Source organism: Pseudomonas sp. OV546 (assembly GCF_900116845.1).
Classification (GTDB): Bacteria; Pseudomonadota; Gammaproteobacteria; order Pseudomonadales; family Pseudomonadaceae; genus Aquipseudomonas; species Aquipseudomonas petroselini.
The window spans coordinates 51,534-67,456 of record NZ_FPCE01000007.1 but is presented as its reverse complement, the minus strand read 5'-3'; the positions used below and the strand labels follow the sequence as shown (position 1 = coordinate 67,456).

General features: G+C 55.3%; 19 protein-coding genes. 10 read left to right on the top strand and 9 right to left on the bottom strand.

Annotated features, from left to right (window positions below):
* Nucleotides 1–52: 52 nt before the first annotated feature.
* The 6 genes from BM403_RS17060 to BM403_RS17040 all read right to left on the bottom strand — a co-directional run bounded on the left by BM403_RS17060 (nt 53) and on the right by BM403_RS17040 (nt 3,205).
* Nucleotides 53–1,267 carry an Arm DNA-binding domain-containing protein gene (locus tag BM403_RS17060; protein WP_093543901.1) on the bottom strand — a complete coding sequence of 405 codons (1,215 nt, stop codon included), beginning with the start codon at nt 1,265–1,267 and terminating at the stop codon, nt 53–55.
* Nucleotides 1,264–1,479: an excisionase family protein gene (xisR, locus tag BM403_RS17055; RefSeq protein WP_093543899.1), complete on the bottom strand. Its 216-nt coding sequence runs from the start codon at nt 1,477–1,479 to the stop codon at nt 1,264–1,266. Before xisR ends, BM403_RS17060 begins: the two co-directional genes overlap by 4 nt.
* Complete coding sequence (locus BM403_RS17050; protein ID WP_093543896.1) at nt 1,476–1,790, bottom strand: hypothetical protein; 315 nt, start codon at nt 1,788–1,790, stop codon at nt 1,476–1,478. The genes xisR and BM403_RS17050 overlap by 4 nt, the downstream gene beginning before the upstream one ends.
* Nucleotides 1,791–1,800: 10 nt before the next feature.
* Nucleotides 1,801–2,064 carry a pyocin activator PrtN family protein gene (locus BM403_RS17045; protein ID WP_065886457.1) on the bottom strand — a complete coding sequence of 88 codons (264 nt, stop codon included), beginning with the start codon at nt 2,062–2,064 and terminating at the stop codon, nt 1,801–1,803.
* A 4-nt stretch (nt 2,065–2,068) separates the two neighbouring features.
* A complete protein-coding gene (locus tag BM403_RS31585; protein ID WP_139237988.1) occupies nt 2,069–2,305 on the bottom strand; it encodes a hypothetical protein in 237 nt (78 codons plus the stop codon).
* A 144-nt stretch (nt 2,306–2,449) separates the two neighbouring features.
* Nucleotides 2,450–3,205, bottom strand: a complete 756-nt coding sequence (locus tag BM403_RS17040) for a S24 family peptidase (RefSeq protein WP_093543894.1) — start codon at nt 3,203–3,205, stop codon at nt 2,450–2,452.
* A 155-nt stretch (nt 3,206–3,360) separates the two neighbouring features.
* On the opposite strand from BM403_RS17040, the gene BM403_RS17035 reads away from it, so the two are divergent.
* The 3 genes from BM403_RS17035 to BM403_RS17020 all read left to right on the top strand — a co-directional run bounded on the left by BM403_RS17035 (nt 3,361) and on the right by BM403_RS17020 (nt 7,460).
* A complete protein-coding gene (locus tag BM403_RS17035; protein ID WP_093543892.1) occupies nt 3,361–3,570 on the top strand; it encodes a Cro/CI family transcriptional regulator in 210 nt (69 codons plus the stop codon).
* A 9-nt stretch (nt 3,571–3,579) separates the two neighbouring features.
* Complete coding sequence (locus BM403_RS17030) at nt 3,580–5,922, top strand: VapE domain-containing protein (protein ID WP_093543890.1); 2,343 nt, start codon at nt 3,580–3,582, stop codon at nt 5,920–5,922.
* An 806-nt stretch (nt 5,923–6,728) separates the two neighbouring features.
* A complete protein-coding gene (locus tag BM403_RS17020) occupies nt 6,729–7,460 on the top strand; it encodes a hypothetical protein (RefSeq protein ID WP_139237986.1) in 732 nt (243 codons plus the stop codon).
* A gap of 221 nt (nt 7,461–7,681) precedes the next feature.
* Here BM403_RS17020 and nadS read toward each other — a convergent pair whose 3' ends face one another.
* Together nadS and BM403_RS17010 are read right to left on the bottom strand one after the other, a co-directional pair.
* Nucleotides 7,682–7,969 carry a NadS family protein gene (gene nadS / locus BM403_RS17015; protein WP_016975178.1) on the bottom strand — a complete coding sequence of 96 codons (288 nt, stop codon included), beginning with the start codon at nt 7,967–7,969 and terminating at the stop codon, nt 7,682–7,684.
* 2 nt (nt 7,970–7,971) lie between these two features.
* Nucleotides 7,972–8,286, bottom strand: coding sequence for a type II toxin-antitoxin system RelE/ParE family toxin (locus tag BM403_RS17010; RefSeq protein ID WP_016975179.1), 315 nt, complete (start codon nt 8,284–8,286; stop codon nt 7,972–7,974).
* A gap of 117 nt (nt 8,287–8,403) precedes the next feature.
* On the opposite strand from BM403_RS17010, the gene BM403_RS17005 reads away from it, so the two are divergent.
* The 6 genes from BM403_RS17005 to BM403_RS16980 all read left to right on the top strand — a co-directional run bounded on the left by BM403_RS17005 (nt 8,404) and on the right by BM403_RS16980 (nt 13,436).
* Nucleotides 8,404–8,736, top strand: coding sequence for a phage holin, lambda family (locus tag BM403_RS17005; protein WP_093544173.1), 333 nt, complete (start codon nt 8,404–8,406; stop codon nt 8,734–8,736).
* On the top strand, nt 8,733–9,047 hold the full coding sequence (locus BM403_RS17000; protein WP_093543883.1) for an HNH endonuclease: 315 nt from the start codon (nt 8,733–8,735) through the stop codon (nt 9,045–9,047). The genes BM403_RS17005 and BM403_RS17000 overlap by 4 nt, the downstream gene beginning before the upstream one ends.
* A 117-nt stretch (nt 9,048–9,164) precedes the next feature.
* A complete protein-coding gene (locus BM403_RS16995; protein WP_093543881.1) occupies nt 9,165–9,686 on the top strand; it encodes a phage terminase small subunit P27 family in 522 nt (173 codons plus the stop codon).
* Nucleotides 9,652–11,412, top strand: coding sequence for a terminase large subunit (locus tag BM403_RS16990; protein WP_093543879.1), 1,761 nt, complete (start codon nt 9,652–9,654; stop codon nt 11,410–11,412). The genes BM403_RS16995 and BM403_RS16990 overlap by 35 nt, the downstream gene beginning before the upstream one ends.
* A gap of 2 nt (nt 11,413–11,414) precedes the next feature.
* Nucleotides 11,415–12,659, top strand: coding sequence for a phage portal protein (locus BM403_RS16985; RefSeq protein WP_093543877.1), 1,245 nt, complete (start codon nt 11,415–11,417; stop codon nt 12,657–12,659).
* Between the two features lie 12 nt (nt 12,660–12,671).
* Nucleotides 12,672–13,436, top strand: a complete 765-nt coding sequence (locus tag BM403_RS16980) for a head maturation protease, ClpP-related (RefSeq protein WP_093543875.1) — start codon at nt 12,672–12,674, stop codon at nt 13,434–13,436.
* Nucleotides 13,437–13,526: 90 nt separating this feature from the next.
* Here the strand turns inward: BM403_RS16980 and BM403_RS31580 are convergent, their stop codons facing one another.
* Entirely contained in the window at nt 13,527–14,630 is a 1,104-nt protein-coding gene (locus tag BM403_RS31580) for a hypothetical protein (protein WP_139237985.1), read from the bottom strand.
* 46 nt (nt 14,631–14,676) lie between these two features.
* Between BM403_RS31580 and BM403_RS16970 the strand changes: the two genes are divergently transcribed.
* Complete coding sequence (locus BM403_RS16970; protein WP_093543869.1) at nt 14,677–15,921, top strand: phage major capsid protein; 1,245 nt, start codon at nt 14,677–14,679, stop codon at nt 15,919–15,921.
* The last annotated feature ends 2 nt before the right edge of the window (nt 15,922–15,923 follow it).

Here is a 15,923-nt window from a genome sequence, read left to right as displayed (position 1 = left end):
AGCATAAATTAGTCGGGACGTGTCTTGAGGTGAGAAAATTGAAAAATTTTCTTTAGCTTCTGAATCCGAGCATTTTCGAGACAATCCCCGCCATGCTCTTAGTATCTATCGGTATCCACCTGCCATAGTGCTTTCTCACCATAGTCGTATCCGCGTGGCCAAGTTGCCGAGCTACCCACTCGACTGGTACATAGCTCGACAGCATCTGACTGGCAAACGTATGCCGGCATTGGTTGGCCCCGCGATGCCTGACCTCAGCTTTCTTCAAATGAGCAGTAAACCACTTACTCAAAATCTTGCCGTTCCAAAGCAGCCCGCTGGCAGAACTCCGGAAAAGAAACCTGACCCTCGCAGGCTTTGTCGTGATGTTGTCCCGCTGTGTGACGTTGATATCGACGTACGGCTCATCGCTGGCCGCTGCCAGGATCTCCCGCATCAATTCCAGAGCGGGATCAATCAGCTCCACCACCCGCACCCTGGAGCGTTCCTTGGGCACCTTGAACTGCCCAACCACCAATGCGCGTCGAACATGAACAGTGCCAGCCTTCAGATCCACATCTTCAACGGCAAGCGCAATCAGCCCGGACAGCGAAAGTCCCGTCCAGCAGTTGAACACGATCATTCTGGCATCGGCCATTCGCTCTGTGTCTGCCGCACCAATCCGCTCGATTTCTTCCCGGCTGAAAGGATCAGCATGCTCCTCATCGGCGTCCGTACTGACGTTGCTGATCCTCTCCAGCGGATTGGTTTTCAGAATCCCATCACCAAACGCATCAGCCCAAACCCCGCGCACCACGGTAAAAATGTCGTTCACCGTTTTCGGCGCCAGCTTTTGCTTCAATAGCTGAGCCTGGAACAGCTCGATGTCGCTCTTGCTGACGTCGACGATCCGGGACTTCCCGAACTTGTTCTCGACATGCACCGCCTTGCTCTCGTAGTTGATCACCGTGCTGGCAGCCTTGAGTGCGCGCTGCACCTCCAGCCACCGGTCTATGCCTTCTTTGACGGTTCGCTTGGCTGAATGCCCGGCACTCCCCGGAAGCGTCTTTGCCCTCGAGGAGTTTGGGAAGTGTGCGGCGTAGTCAAAGCGGTTCTCCTTGATCTCTGTAAGGATCGCCCGCCGCTTGTTGTCCGCGTAGGCGATAGAGGCCTTGTTGACTGTTACAACGCCTTCCAGAGGCTCTCGACAGCGTTGGCCGTGGAGCATGAAGCAGATGCGGAGCTGTTTGCCGTTCAGCTCCACACCCGTTGGCATTCTCCCGCTCACGGCTGGCCTGCCATCCACTTTTCGATTTCGTCTCGGTTGTAGACGATTACGTGGGCAGGGTCCCATCGCCAATGTTTGCCTTCCAGCCAAATACCCCTCGAGCGGTACTTTCGGACCGCTTCGGTGCTCAGGCCAAAAACGGGGAAGAGCAGGTCTTGGCGAAACCAGGTTCCGGGTGTAACGCTGATCTCCAATTTCTCGGCGGTGCTCATGCTGCCGCCTCCTTAGCCTCCGGGCCATGGCCCGCCGTGCGACTGGCGTAGCTCGCGTCGCTCAACTCTTCGTAGAGGCCTTCTGTTTCGTCGATGCTGATCCAGCGTGCCATAAGGCCCATCTCAATCTGCCCGTAGACGATCCAGTAATTGACCTGACGCATTTTCTTGTCGCCCAGGCGCACTTCGTTGATACGCCAGCGCAGATGGCTCAGGAAGCGCTCGTGGATTTGCTCGGGCGGCAGCAGTTGCACGAGATCACTCTGTGCGCTGGTGGCGACAGCTTCGGATTTAGTCTGTGAGTGAGTCATTTCGCTCTCCTCATGTAGTCAGGGTTGGCGACGGGCGTTCTATCGATGTGCCCATGGCATCCAGATAGTCAGCGAGGTCATGCAGATAGATCACCGGTGCAGACCTGATCGAGCCATGCAACCGCGTGTATCTGATCGGGATATGACCCGCGTTGATTTCGTGGAGCATGTATCTGTCTGTCTTGATGTGCGGAAAGTATCGCTGACGCACAGCCGACAGCGTGGGGCAGGGTGTGCTCCATTCACGGCGGAGTTGGTCGAGGGTTGAGTTCATGTAGTTACCTCCCGTCATCGCGTTCCTGGGCGTTGACGTGCGATGGTTCAGGCGGCGTCGCCACCCATGGATTGGTGTCATCGTGATAGGCGATGGGCTCGGGTGGTTTTGGCGCACTTGAGCGCTGACCGATGATGATCAGCAATTGGCCTATACGCTTTTGAAGGGCCTCAATCTCGGCTCGTTGCGAGACGGCGGGATGGAGGTATACCGGCTGTGCATTTAGTTTTCTGACTTTCATGGTCGCTACACCTCATGCAGCGAAGTGATGACGATTAAAAATTAGGATCACTAATTTTTTGTGTCAACTGCACTTTCTGAGCGGGGTGTATAAGTGGTGATGGAGTGATGCGGATACAGCTGACAGGGAATTCTGAGGGAGGCTTTAAATCAACGCTGAATACCAAAACACTTTGCCGAGAATTTGGATATTTTTCGAAACAAAATCACCGTCTCGATTTTCCTCAGGATACTCATCGCTGTTGTAACTGCGCAGTCGCAATCCGTTTTCTGGCAGTTTGTAGAGCAGGTATAGTCGGAGTTGGCCTTTGTAATCGAGGAGGTACATCTTCCCGTCCTGGATCTGCGTTACCGAGGTATCAATGGCAACGCGGCTACCCTCGGGTAGCACGGGGTCCATGCTGCTTCCTTCGACTAAAACACCTGCAACCACTTCAGGCTTGATGTTCTTGAGATACAAGTCCCTACGACTGCACGGCATTGTCCTTCCGCCACCTAATTTCACCTTCGTGCCCTTGCCGTCGGGGCGTTCAACCTCGTGATAGAGGTCGACTTCGATGTCGCCAGGAGCCATTGGAATCTTGTTGTTCAAGCCGGAAGGTGGGGGTGAGCTCACGTTGGTTTCACCCAGGGCACGAAGGAAAGAGGTGCCAATGGTAGTCGGCTGGGAGCCAACGTTGAAACCTTCAATTGGGAAGTCGGAGAAGAGACGGGTGCTAACGTCGGTGGGCTGAAACTCCAACAGGGTGGCGAATTTCAGCAGCGCAGGCATGTTTAAAGGAATCTTCCCTGTCATGTACTGGCTGACGATGCTTTGCCCTTTCCAGCGACATTCTTCCCCAAGTTTTTTCTGAGTCAGAGCTGGATAGAGATCCTTGCGATCCTTGTAAATCGCCAGCAAGCGTGCAGCTTCTTCAAGGATATGCGGTGGCTGATCTGACATAGGCTGAAAATATAAGGGCGGCTTATTTCAGCATACTTTTACATCTTGGCGGTTGAGATGCAAAAGAAGGATTACTAATATCCATAGTCCAAAACCATTCGAGGTATCAAGGAATGGACGATGATATTGGTATTTCGCTGAAGGATTTTGCTCACGGTCGCACCCAGCCGGAACTCGGAAAACTGCTGGGTGTTTCGCAAAGCGCAGTGTCACAGATGCTGAGCTCGGGTCGTGATATCCGCATTCAGGTCGATGAGCAGGGCCGTTACTCGGCCTACGAGATTCGGCCTGTCGGCGGCCGTAGAAAAGCTACGGCTGCGTAGGGTTGCGCGATGCAACGGCCAACATCCTCTGACTGGGCAAAGCGCTACGTTGAACTGTTCAACCTGGCGCTCGTCCCCATTGAACCCCGTCAGAAAGCGCCCAAGGGCAATGCCTGGAATCAGCCGGGTGGCTATCTCACCGACGCCGAGCAGGCTGCGGCCTTCTGGCGTGACCATCCAAAACATAACATGGGCGTGGTTCTGGGGCCGAGCTGTCTGTGTTCGTTGGACGTGGATGATGTGCAGTGGACGCGGCAAGTTTTGTTCGATCAGTTGGGCCTTGATCTGGATGAGATGGCGAACGCCTTCCCGTGCGTAATTGGTAACCCTGCACGTATGAGGATTCTGTTTCGTGTGCCGGACGAAGTGGAACTCAGCCGACACGCGTTAGCGTGGCCACGTGAAAGTGATCCTGATAGTTCGAAATTCAAAAGCGCCATCGCGATGGCGAAAGAGGCCAAGGCTTCTGGTGATCAAGCTGCTGAAGCAGCAGCGAGAACGCTGGCGGACAAGTACAAGGCGTTCACGGTTTTCGAGCTCCGAGCCGGGCTTGTTCAGGACGTGCTGCCGCCCTCCATTCATCCCGGAACAGGCAAGCCTTACACCTGGAAGAACCCACCGTCGGCTGAAGGTTTTCCGGTGCTGCTTCCCGAGCTACTTAAAGCCTGGCAGAACTGGGAGCTGTTCAAGCGTGATGCCGACGCAAGTTGCCCGTGGAAGCCGACACCTAAACCGCCTGTGCGCAAACCGAAGCAAACTGAGCCAGGAAAGCACCCGTCGGTGATCGATGAGTTCAACCGCGCCCATGACGTTGAGGCAATGCTGGCCGATCACGGCTACACCAAGCATGGACGAAAGTGGCTTTGCCCCCATAGCAGCACAGGCTTACCCGGTATTACCGTAACTGAGGGCCGCGTGTATTCACATCACGCGTCAGACCCACTCGCCAATGGTCACCAGAACGATGCCTTCTCGGTGTATTGCTTGCTGGAGCATGACGGTGATGTATCGCGGGCGGTGAAAACAGCCGCGAAGCTGTTAGGTCTAACTCCTACAGAAAAAGCTCCAAGATCGCGCAAGCGCCCGAGCGCCGTCCCCGTCGAAAGTGATGACTGGAGAGCGCTTCTACGGCGTACCGAGGAGGGCGCCTTACGGTCCCAACTCGCCAATGCTTACTTGATCCTCAAGCACACACCCGAATGGCAGGGCGTCCTTGCCTACAACGAATTCGCCGACCGCATCGACAAACTCAAGCCTCCTCCTACGCCCGACGGTGAAAAAGGCCCGTGGCAGGATGTCGATGCCAGCAAGACGCTGGTGTGGCTGCAGATGGTGTGGAGCCTGCACCTGCGCAGCAGTGCTGTCGCCGACGAGGCGGTGCGGATGGTTGCCTGGGAGCATCGCTTTCACCCCGTACGCAATTGGCTCGAGTCTCTACCGCCCTGGGATGATCAGCCCCGCTTGGAGATGCTGTTGCCCACGGTATTCGGTGCCGACATCAACCCCTACACCGCGCACATCGGCCAATCCATCCCTGTGTCCTCGATTGCGCGGATCTTCATTCCGGGCTGCAAAGTCGACGAAATGGTGGTACTGGAAGGCGGGCAAGGGCAGGGTAAATCCTCCTGTATCGCTGAGTTGTTTGGCTTCGAGTGGTATCTGGAAACCAGCGAGCCACCGACGAACAAAGATTTTTACGTGACCATGCAGGGCAACTCTGTGGTCGAGATCGGCGAGATGCAGAGCTTCTCCAAGGCCGATATCAACCAAGTGAAAATGGCGATCACCCGGCGCGATGACAAATACCGTGCGCCCTATGATCGCCATGCGCGGAGCCATCCACGGCAGTGCATTTTCATGGGTACCACCAATGCCGATGCCTACCTCAGCGACCCAACTGGCGCACGACGATTCCTACCGGTGTTGTGCCGCAAGGCCGATGTCGCCTATATCCGGCAATGGCGTGACCAGCTTTGGGCTGAGGCGCTGCACCTGTACTGCACCGGCTTCCAATGGTGGGATTACCCGCAAGACCTGGCCCGCGAAGAGCAGGATTCCCGCTATGTGGAAGATCCGTGGGAGGAGCCAATTATCAAATACTTGGAAGGGCATGCACCTCAACTGCATTACCCCGACGGGTTGTTTGGGCCGATCACTGAAGTGACGGTCATGGGCCTGCTCAAACACGCCCTGCAAATGGACCTGGCGAGGATGAACAAACTGGAGCAGAGGCGCGTGGCAGATATCCTGCGACGGTTGGGCTGGGTGAAGGAAAAGCAAAAACGCGTCGCCGGAACCTTGGAGCGGATTCGCCCCTATGTCCGGCCGCAGGCGGAGGAACGAGTTGCGTAGATGTCACCAGTGTCACCGGCCTTGTCACCAGCCGACGCTTTCAAAAAACGTTGCAGATCAACGGTGTCACCAATGTCACCGGTGTCACTACCGATTCGTGCGTGCAATACACGGTACGCCCCCGTCACCGGCTGCGTACCGTGTAATTACTTTTTAATTGGTGACACTAGTGACATTGGCGACAGCTTTGAATTTAAAGGCGTTTTAGCGTCACCAATGTCACCAGATCAATGAGTGAGGTGAAGACGATGATTCCTGAAATCGAAACCCTGATGCGCCATTGGGGAGAACAGACTCGACGCTGCAATGCGGAACGCAGTCTTGGCAGTCCGTTGGGCACGTTGATACGCTTCGGTGGGTTAATGCCTCGCGGTACACCAGGCCCTCGAGACTTATTGAATGGGTGTGGGGTTGGACCGGACCATATGGCAAGCGAGGTAGAAGCGGTGTTGGCGTGGCTGCAACATCAGGGCGCGAGGGGCCAAAAGTTGGCGAAGCTAGCGAGCCTACGGTATTTGCCGGAGCCAAAGCTTACGATCGACGATCAGATGCGATTGATGGGCTTGCAAGCATCGTCTGATCGGACGTATCGAAATTTTGTGCAGAGACTGCACAAAATAGTTCAAGAGAGATTGGCAATACGTTGTAAACGTATTGTGAGCTGATGCTTATATGGTTTGATGATGCTTAATATTGGGGGTAAATGTTAAGTGCTTGACTTTTGCTGTTTGTTTTGTTGGTTTTGCGTGTAGAATATGTCTGGTTCGTAGTATGTTGTCGCAATGATTCAGTTGAGAGGTGATGTTGTGAAAGTTCATGCTATGTGTCATGAGTGTCAGTTGTTTGGTGGCAATCCGCTCAGAAGTTTGATGGAGGTTGAGTATTACGAAAGTGAAGTGACTTATACCACTTGTAAGGCCGGTCATAAATCCGTTGTGCTGTTTAATAGTCAAAAGTTTGAAATACTGCTTGAGTCATCTGCGAATGCAATTTTGGCAGGCTTTACGTTGGAGGCAGCATCTAGTATTTCTGCTGCATATGAGCGCTTCTTTGAATTCGCAATTTTAGTCTTGTGTAAGAGTCATGGTATAACTCGTAAGCAAACTGATGAAGCATTTAAGCAGGTGTCTAAACAGTCCGAAAGACAGGTTGGGGCTTTTTTATTTTTATACTTGATTGTTTTTAAAAAGACTTACAAGTTGAATCAGGATATATCGACGACTAGGAATAAAATAATCCATCAGGGGCATATACCTACACCTGAGGAGGTTCTGAGTTTTGGTGATATGGTATATAGGGAGGTTTTGGGAGTGGTCGAGGTGTTTATTAAAGAATACATCGAAGAAGTGCGTTTTGTAGTAAATGATGATTTGCAGAGCAAGAAAAGTAAATTGCCTGAGGGTACTCTGCTGTCAACGACAGGTGGGACTAAGTTTTTTTCAATATACACGGATAATCAGCCATCGTATCGGGAAGCACTTGAATTATATAAAATGACATCTGATGTGTTTGCAATTGGGTGTCGGGATGATATGTAGCGCTCTCTGTTACCAGCGGCCGGTATGCTAGAGCCGACTAAAGCAATTCTTGTTTTGGGTGGTAATAGAATGTCGCCGCTCGTCGGATGGGCGTACCTTAAGTGTGAGTTATCCTTGGGTTAAGTCCGCGTTGACTGAATTTCTCCGAAATAGCAGTTTTCAGATTTTCCGCTCGGTGATAGAACGTCGCTACGTTGTGAGTGTTGTGCCAGAAGCTCCACTCAACCTGCCAATGCGTTCAGCACATGCACCGGGTCATTGTGGATCGCCTTCAGCAACGCCTTAGCTGGCCCGGTTGGGTCTCGGCGACCTTGCTCCCAGTTACGCAGCGTACCCAGTTGAACATCAATCAACGCTGCGAATTTAGCTTGGGTCAGCCCGGTCGCCTTACGAATTTCTTTGACCCGCATTGCGTCAACGTGAAACTCGCGGGAAGGCTCACGTTCACCGCGCAGGATCTCGTTCATTTCCTCAACGCTTTCCATCAGTTCATCAAAAAATTTGCTCATGGTTATCTCCAGTGTTCGATTGCAACCTTCAACGATTTACGCTCGTCAGCGGTGAGCTCTTGCTGTTCGTTCTTTGGGTAGATCATCAAAAAAACGATCTTTGATGCCGAGACGAAGTGGTAGTAAATCACTCGCGCTCCACCTCGTTTGCCGTGGCCCTTGGCCGCAATCCGAATCTTGCGCACTCCGCCTGTGCCTTCAATTACATCACCGGCTGATGGATTCACGATCAGCACATTCTGAAACGCCATATAGGCATCGTCGTCGATCAGTTCTTTGACGCGACGGGTGAAACCTGAAGTCTCGATGAAAATCATAGCTAATGTACGCCATTGGCTTAGTTTTCGGCAATGCTAATCCCGTATACGTCAGCGTGCATCCGATGAGTTGTAACTGGTTTTTAACGAATCTTGATGTATCGGAGGACTGTCGATATGCCATCCAGTAAAGACCCCACCGCTTGGGCCGTTGCCCTCGCATGGCTGGCTCAACATGCCTCAGTCATCTACGCCACCAGCTTGTCAGCATTGATTTCTGCGCTACGAATCATCTACCGAGGCGGCACCCGAAAAGCGGTGCTGTTGGAGTCTGTCCTCTGTGGTTGCATCACCCTGGCAATCCTCTCTGGACTAAGCCTGCTAGGACTCCCACAAGAGGCTGCTGCGTTCGTAGGTGGCATGGTCGGCCTACTCGGCGTCGACAAGGTGCGGAATCTGGCTGAACGCTTCGCCGGTGCCAAAATTCCCCGACGCGACGAGGATGGATGAACACATCCGCCCAGCGCGGCTACGGCTACCGTTGGCAGCAGGCCCGCCTAGGCTGGTTACGACACCATCCTCTATGTGTTGAATGCGAGCGCCACGGCCGTATCACCCAAGCTTCAGTCGTCGACCACATCCATCCCCACCACGGCGACACGCACCTCTTCTGGAACCGCGCCAATTGGCAGTCCCTCTGCAAACACTGCCACGACGCGCACAAACAACGCTTCGAAAAGTCAGGCGTAATCCTCGGCTGCACAACCGACGGCCAACCCATCGACCCAAACCACCCATGGAACCAGGGGAGGGTGGGGTGAAAGTTGCGCAGCCTCCAGCTTCAAGACCCCGCCCCCCGGTTTTTATGCAGCGGCGGGAAAAATGAGGGGTGCCCCTTTCACGCACTCAGCGCTCCCTGGTGAAATCTGAGGTGAATAATGGCCGGCAATCAAAACTCTGGGCGTCCAGCCAAGCCTGCCATCGTCCACCTGCTCAATGGCAACCCCAGCAAGCGCAACCGCGAGGAACTGCTGCGCGAGCAGGCGAAACCACTGGCGCCAGTGGAAGCGCCCGCGAAACCCGATTGGCTCAGTGAGGAGGCCCGCTCCGAATGGGAGCGCATCGTGCCCGACCTGGAATCCCTAGGCCTGATCTCCCGCCTGGACCGCCAAGCCATGGCTCACTACTGCGAAGCCGTCGCTGAATACCGCTTCTGGACCCTGAAAATCCGCGAACTGAGCCAGGGCCAATCCCTGCGCGGCGATGTACAAACCTACCGCAGCGGCGCCCAGGATCTGTCGGTATGGCGCAAGCTGCGCAACGACGCCGAACGCCGTGCCAACGGGGCAGGCGCCAGGTTCGGCTTGTCGCCCTTGGCTCGTCGCTCTCTGAAAGCACCAGCACCTCAAGGTGAGCTATTCCCCAATGAGCAAAAGCGCATCGCGGACAGGTATTTCTGATCGCGTCAGCGCCTTTGCCCTGGAGGTAATCGAAGGTCGTATCGTCGCCGGGCCGGATGTTCGTCACACGTGCCAGCGCCACCTAAACGACCTGGAAAACGGTGCCCAACGAGGTCTACGCTGGGATCAGGAAGCGGCCAACCGCGCCATCGGCTACTTCGAAGACGTCCTCTGCCTGAACGGTGGCGAGTACGAAGGCCAGCCATTTTTGCTGTTGCCCTGGCAGTCCTTCATCGTCGGCAGCCTGTTCGGTTGGAAAGGCTCGGACGGTTTCCGCCGCTTCCGCACCGCCTACATCGAAACCGCGAAAGGCTCCGGCAAGTCACCGCTGGCCGCTGGCATCGGCCTATACGGAATGACCTCGGACGCCGAAGCCCGCGCCGAGATCTACGCAGCTGCGACCAAAAAAGACCAGGCCATGATCCTGTTCCGCGACGCGGTCTCGATGGTCGATCAATCTGCTTTGCTGGCCGAGCGTTTGGAAAAATCCGGTCGCGGCGAAAAAGTCTGGAACTTGGCCCACTTCGCCTCCGGCAGCTTCTTCCGCCCTATCAGCGCCGACGATGGCCAATCCGGCCCGCGCCCTCATATCGCGCTACTGGACGAGATCCACGAACACAAAACCCGTGTCGTGGTGGACATGATCCGCGCCGGTACCAAGAGCCGTCGCCAAGCGCTGATCGTGATGATCACCAATAGCGGCCACGACCGCACTTCGGTCTGCTACGAGTACCACGAGTACGGCCGAGCGATCTGCTCAGGCCAGCAACACGACGACAGTTTTTTCGCCTTCATCTGCTCCCTGGACGAAGGCGACGACCCGTTCAAAGGCGAAGCCTGCTGGTACAAGTCCAACCCGAGCCTGGCGTTCGGCCGACCCGGCGATGCCAACGGTGGCCTGCCGGGCTTGAAGTACCTGCGCGAACAAGTCACCGAAGCGAGGGGCATGCCCGCCAAGGAATCGAGCGTTCGACGGCTGAACTTCTGTCAGTGGGTGGATGCTGAAAATCCTTGGCTCTCGGCTGATGTCTGGCTGGCATGCGAGGGCGATTTCGCCCTTGAGGACATCCCCCAGAACGAGCCCTGCTATGGCGGTCTGGACCTGTCCGGTACCCGCGACCTTACCGCGCTCGCGTTGTATTTCCCGCGATTGCGTAAGGCCCTGGTCGAGTTCTGGACCCCAAAAGACACTCTGAACGAACGCGCCCGCACCGACCGCGTGCCCTATGATGTGTGGCTACGCGAAGGCTACTTGCACGCACCGCCCGGCAGTGCAGTGGACTACGGCGCGGTCGCCACACGTCTCGGCGAACAGGCCGCACGTTTCAACATCGTCGGCGTGGCGTTCGACGCTTACCGCATCAAGTATTTCCTGCCAGAGCTGGAGGCGCAGGGCATCGACGTCCCGTTGTTCGCCCACGGTCAGGGCTACACAGTCGCTAAGGATTCCGGCCTCTGGATGCCGCGCTCCATCGAGCTGACGGAAACCCTGCTCACCGAGCAACGCATCCAGATCAAAGCCAACCCGGTACTACGCTGGAACGCCGCCAGCGCCGTGCTCGACGCGGATCAAAAGGACAACCGCATCTTCGCCAAACGCAAAAGCACTGGCCGCATTGACGGGGTGGTAGCGCTGGCGATGAGCGTCGGTGCATCCGAACTGCAACTGGCCGAGGTTGGCGACCGCGACGGCTTCTTCAACAACCCGATCATGGTGGGCGTCTGACCGTGAAACTTTGGAAACGCGGACGGCTGCGTGCCGCCTTGCAGCAGTGGCTCGGCGTGCCCATCGGTTTGACTGAGCAGGCCTTCTGGCAAGAGTGGTTCGGCACCTCCAGCAGCGGAAAAGCCGTATCGGTCGATTCCGCCATGCGCCTGTCGACAGTCTGGGCCTGCGTGCGCTTGCTCTCGGAGTCGGTGTCCACCTTGCCACTGAAGCTCTACCGGCGACTGCCCGATGGTTCTCGTGAACCCGCCACCGACCATCCGCTGTACCGCGTACTGTGCCGCTCTCCAAATATTGAAATGACCCAGCAGCGCTTCATGCTGATGGTGGTCGCCAGCCTCTGCCTGCGCGGCAACGCCTTCATCGAGAAGAAGGTCATTGGCTCGCGTTTGGTGGCGCTGGTGCCGTTGCTGCCGCAATGCATGACTGTCAAACGTCTGGACAATGGTCGGCTGCAGTATCTCTACAACGAGGCCCAAGGCCAACGCGAGATCCTGGAAAAGCACCTGGTGCACATCCGTGGTTTCGGACTTGACGGCATCTGCGGCATGCTGCCGATCACCACCGGGCGAGATATTTTCGGCGCCTCGATGTCGGCAGAAGAGGCCGCAGCCAAGGTCTTCGCCAACGGCCTGCAAGCCTCGGGTTTCCTCACCGTTGAAGGCGGCGCTGCACAAGGCGCAGGCACCCTGACCAAAGAACAACGTGAGCTCCTGCGCAAGAGCCTGGAGGAATTCAGCAGCTCGAAAAACGCCGGAAAAACCATGGTGCTGGAAGCCGGCCTGAAGTACCAAGGCATCACCATGAACCCCGAAGCCGCGCAGATGCTGGAGACCCGCGCCTTCAATGTCGAAGAGATCTGCCGCTGGTTTCGTGTACCGCCGTTCATGGTCGGGCACATGACCAAGCAGAGCAGTTGGGCTGCGAGTGTTGAGGCACAGAACCTGCATTTCCTCACCAACAGCCTGCGTCCGTTGTTGGTGAATATCGAACAGGAAATCAATCGCTGCCTGATCGACGAGAACGACGCAGAACAGATCTTCGTCGAGTTCGCCGTAGAAGGTCTGTTGCGTGCTGACAGCGCCGGTCGCGCCAGTTTCTACATCAGTGGTCTGACTCACGGCTGGATCAATCGCAACGAAGTCCGCCGTTTTGAAAACCTGCCGCCAATCCCTGGCGGTGAGATCTTCACGGTCCAGGCCGCGATGATTTCCCTTGAGCAACTTGATAAACAAAACGCCGCGTAACACGGAGCACCCATGACCCTCAAAACCCTGCCGCTAGCGCCGCAGTTGCAACCGTGTGCCCAACTATCCGGCGAGGTTCGGCCCTTGGCCCTGGAGCGTTGGAACGCATCGATCCGAGCGGCAAATGAAGATAAGCACAGCATCTCCATCTTCGACCCTATCGGCTTCGATCCCTGGACAGGTGAGGGCGTCACCGCGAAACGCATTGCCGCCGCGTTACGCACTATCGACGGCGCTGACGTTACGGTGAACATGAACTCGCCGGGCGGCGACATGTTCGAAGGTTTGGCGATCTACAACCTCCTGCGTGAGTACTCCGGCAAGGTCGTAGTCAAGGTGCTGGGACTGGCCGCATCGGCAGCGTCGATTATTGCGATGGCCGGAGACGAGGTACGCATCGCCCGCGCCGGGTTCTTGAACATCCATAACTGCTGGGTGGTTGCCATGGGCAATCGCTATGACCTGATGGAGATGGCCGAGAGGTTAGCGCCATTCGACCAGGCCATGGCTGATATCTACGCCGCCCGCACCGGCGACTCCCAAGATGCAATGCAACAACTGATGAACGCGGACAGCTGGATTGCCGGCAGCGCTGCCGTGGAGCAAGGGTTTGCTGATGGATTGCTTGCCCTGGATACTACGCAGTTCAACGCAGTGCCAGCTGGATTGCTGGCGCGGCGTTATGTAAATTTCATGGAAAAAAGGGGAAGTGTGGGCCTTCCCGAACTCGAGCGGGCCCTTTCAAAATTGCGCGCGGCGTTGGCCAGCGTTAGATAGTCGATACGGCAGTTTTCATATCTCCCCAGGGGTTATGTCTTATGAGGTCGTACAGTCGCTATTTTTTTCGGATCCAGATGCGAGCAGGGCTTAGAATGGCAGGTCATCTTCGAAGTCAGAGTTAAAGTCAAACCAACCTTGTCTGCTTGGCCGTTTGAAACGTTTATCTAATTCACTTTCTAGGTGGGTAGAGAATTTTTTTACCTCTTCACAGATTTTCAGAACGTCTTCGGTGGCAATAAATACAAGTTCTCCGTTTTTGTCACGTCCGCCTCTGTGGACAATATGGTGGCGAATTACAACCTGAGTCATAATTTTGTTTATTTCTGGGAAGGTTATTTCGAATGATCGCTCAATCATTAATTTAACCTTGTCTAGGCGATGCCAGACGAATTCTTGAAGGTATTCCGCTACCTCTCCCTTAATTCGTTCAATCTTGGAGAATATTTCTGAGACTGGGATTTTTTCTTTACCAATATCTGTATTGCGCTCGACAAATATCCTGAAGACCTCATCACTGTCAGATACCCAGAAATTTATGGTGTCGAGCAAATATGCTTCCAAGGCAGTAATGGCCGCGCTATGAAGAAGCTGGGCCAAGAAAAATCTGCTTGGGTTCCCATCTGCTTCTTTCATCGAATTGTTTATTTCCGCTAACCGATCCATTAGAAATCGGGCCGGATCATCGCGAGACAGTACAGCAGCAGCTAGAGCGGTATCATACTCTTCGATTTTATCTCGTTCGACTGGAGCCCATTCATGCCCGCCTGGAATTTTTTGTAGTTCTTTAATTAAATCTTCAATCAAATTGTAGTCTACGAGCTCTCCAAAACGTTCTTGGATTACGTCGTTTGGATCAAAAGGGCCCCCATATATAAAAATATAACCTCCATCTGCCCCATTATGCGGAGTGGATGATGAGGGGTCTTCGTAGCGTGCAAAAAACCATTGGCGCATTGCCTCTAACGTCAACTCATTGCTTGCGGTTTTTAACCAGAAATTACAAGGGTCAAAAGGCCCTGGGACTTTACTGCGTGCTTCGTCCGGTAAATCGATCCAGCCAGTTGAAAAGCTCCAGTTGTTCATTGTGAAGTCCTTGGTTAAGTACTGCTTTTCATTGTTTGGCTTGGGGGTTGTTACAGTTTTGGTTTTTTTGAGTCGTATAAGTGATGAGCTGTAGCGTTCCGCAAACATGATCCACTTGTCTATCGTAGTTTTACAAGTGTTAGGAGGATAAACCATGTCCGACACCACCCACGACCTGCTCAAACAGGTCTCCGCCGAGCTGGAACGTGCCTCCAGCGCCTTCAGCAAACAGGCCGAAGAGGCCATGAGCGAAGCGCGCAAGGCTGGCGGTCTATCTGAACAAACGAAGGCTGCCGTCGATGAACTGGCGCTGAAATTCAACACCCTGACTGAAGCCGAAATCCAGTTGAAAACTCGCCTCGGCGAGATCGAGCAGGAATTCGCCCGGCTGCCCAGCCCAACAGCCTCACCACCCCAAGACAGCCTCGGCGTCTGCGTGGTCAAAAGCGAAGCCCTCAAAGCCTTCGCCTCCAGCGTTGAAGGCGGCAAGCGCATCAGCATTCCGGTGAATGCGGCGCTGTTGTCCAAGGACATTCCCGAAGGCGTTGTCGAGCCCCAACGCCTCCCCGGCATCGACACGCTACCCAAGCAACGCCTGTTCATCCGCGACCTAATCGCCCCAGGCAGAACCACCGCACCAGCAATCTTCTGGGTCCAACAAACCGGCTTCACCAACGCCGCCGCTGTTGTGCCGGAAGGTCAAGCCAAACCCTATTCGGACATCCAGTTCGGCATCAAAATCACCGCCGTCTCCACCCTCGCGCACATGTTCAAAGCCGCCAAGCAAATCCTCGATGACTTCACTCAACTGCAATCCACCATCGACATCGAAATGCGCTACGGCCTCAAGTACGTGGAGGAAGATGAGATCCTGTTCGGCGACGGTACCGGTGTCCACCTCCACGGCATAGTGCCCCAGGCCTCGCCATTTGCCCCGGCCTTTTCGGTGCAAGAGCAATCCGGCATCGATGACCTGCGCCTGGCAATGCTGCAAGCCCAACTCGCGCGGCTGCCCTCCAGCGGCCACGTTTTGCACTTCATCGACTGGGCCAAGATTGAGCTGACCAAGGACACCTTGGGCCGCTACATCCTCGCCAATCCCCTGGGCCTCGCCGGGCCTGTGTTGTGGGGCCTACCGGTGGTGGCGACCGAGGCCAGTGGGTTTGAAGGCAAATTCCTGACCGGCGCCTTCCGCACTGGCGCGCAGTTGTTCGACCGCGAAGACGCCAACGTGGTGGTCAGCACCGAGAACGCGGATGACTTCGAGAAGAACCTGATCTCCATCCGCTGTGAAGAACGCGTCGCCCTGGCCGTGAAGCGCCCCGAGGCCTTTATCCATGGCCCATTCACCGTGCCTGCGCCGCCTGAACCAGAAGGTCGCCGAGCCAAGGCTGCCTGATC

What these genes read in the sequence shown, in the direction of transcription:
- xisR (WP_093543899.1), bottom strand. Translation starts at nt 1,479, where the DNA reads ATGAGCACCGCCGAGAAATTGGAGATCAGCGTTACACCCGGAACCTGG.
- BM403_RS17050 (WP_093543896.1), bottom strand. Translation starts at nt 1,790, where the DNA reads ATGACTCACTCACAGACTAAATCCGAAGCTGTCGCCACCAGCGCACAG.
- BM403_RS17045 (WP_065886457.1), bottom strand. Translation starts at nt 2,064, where the DNA reads ATGAACTCAACCCTCGACCAACTCCGCCGTGAATGGAGCACACCCTGC.
- BM403_RS31585 (WP_139237988.1), bottom strand. Translation starts at nt 2,305, where the DNA reads ATGAAAGTCAGAAAACTAAATGCACAGCCGGTATACCTCCATCCCGCC.
- BM403_RS17035 (WP_093543892.1), top strand. Translation starts at nt 3,361, where the DNA reads ATGGACGATGATATTGGTATTTCGCTGAAGGATTTTGCTCACGGTCGC.
- BM403_RS17030 (WP_093543890.1), top strand. Translation starts at nt 3,580, where the DNA reads ATGCAACGGCCAACATCCTCTGACTGGGCAAAGCGCTACGTTGAACTG.
- nadS (WP_016975178.1), bottom strand. Translation starts at nt 7,969, where the DNA reads ATGAGCAAATTTTTTGATGAACTGATGGAAAGCGTTGAGGAAATGAAC.
- BM403_RS17010 (WP_016975179.1), bottom strand. Translation starts at nt 8,286, where the DNA reads ATGATTTTCATCGAGACTTCAGGTTTCACCCGTCGCGTCAAAGAACTG.
- BM403_RS17005 (WP_093544173.1), top strand. Translation starts at nt 8,404, where the DNA reads ATGCCATCCAGTAAAGACCCCACCGCTTGGGCCGTTGCCCTCGCATGG.
- BM403_RS17000 (WP_093543883.1), top strand. Translation starts at nt 8,733, where the DNA reads ATGAACACATCCGCCCAGCGCGGCTACGGCTACCGTTGGCAGCAGGCC.
- BM403_RS16995 (WP_093543881.1), top strand. Translation starts at nt 9,165, where the DNA reads ATGGCCGGCAATCAAAACTCTGGGCGTCCAGCCAAGCCTGCCATCGTC.
- BM403_RS16990 (WP_093543879.1), top strand. Translation starts at nt 9,652, where the DNA reads ATGAGCAAAAGCGCATCGCGGACAGGTATTTCTGATCGCGTCAGCGCC.
- BM403_RS16980 (WP_093543875.1), top strand. Translation starts at nt 12,672, where the DNA reads ATGACCCTCAAAACCCTGCCGCTAGCGCCGCAGTTGCAACCGTGTGCC.
- BM403_RS31580 (WP_139237985.1), bottom strand. Translation starts at nt 14,630, where the DNA reads ATGTTTGCGGAACGCTACAGCTCATCACTTATACGACTCAAAAAAACC.
- BM403_RS16970 (WP_093543869.1), top strand. Translation starts at nt 14,677, where the DNA reads ATGTCCGACACCACCCACGACCTGCTCAAACAGGTCTCCGCCGAGCTG.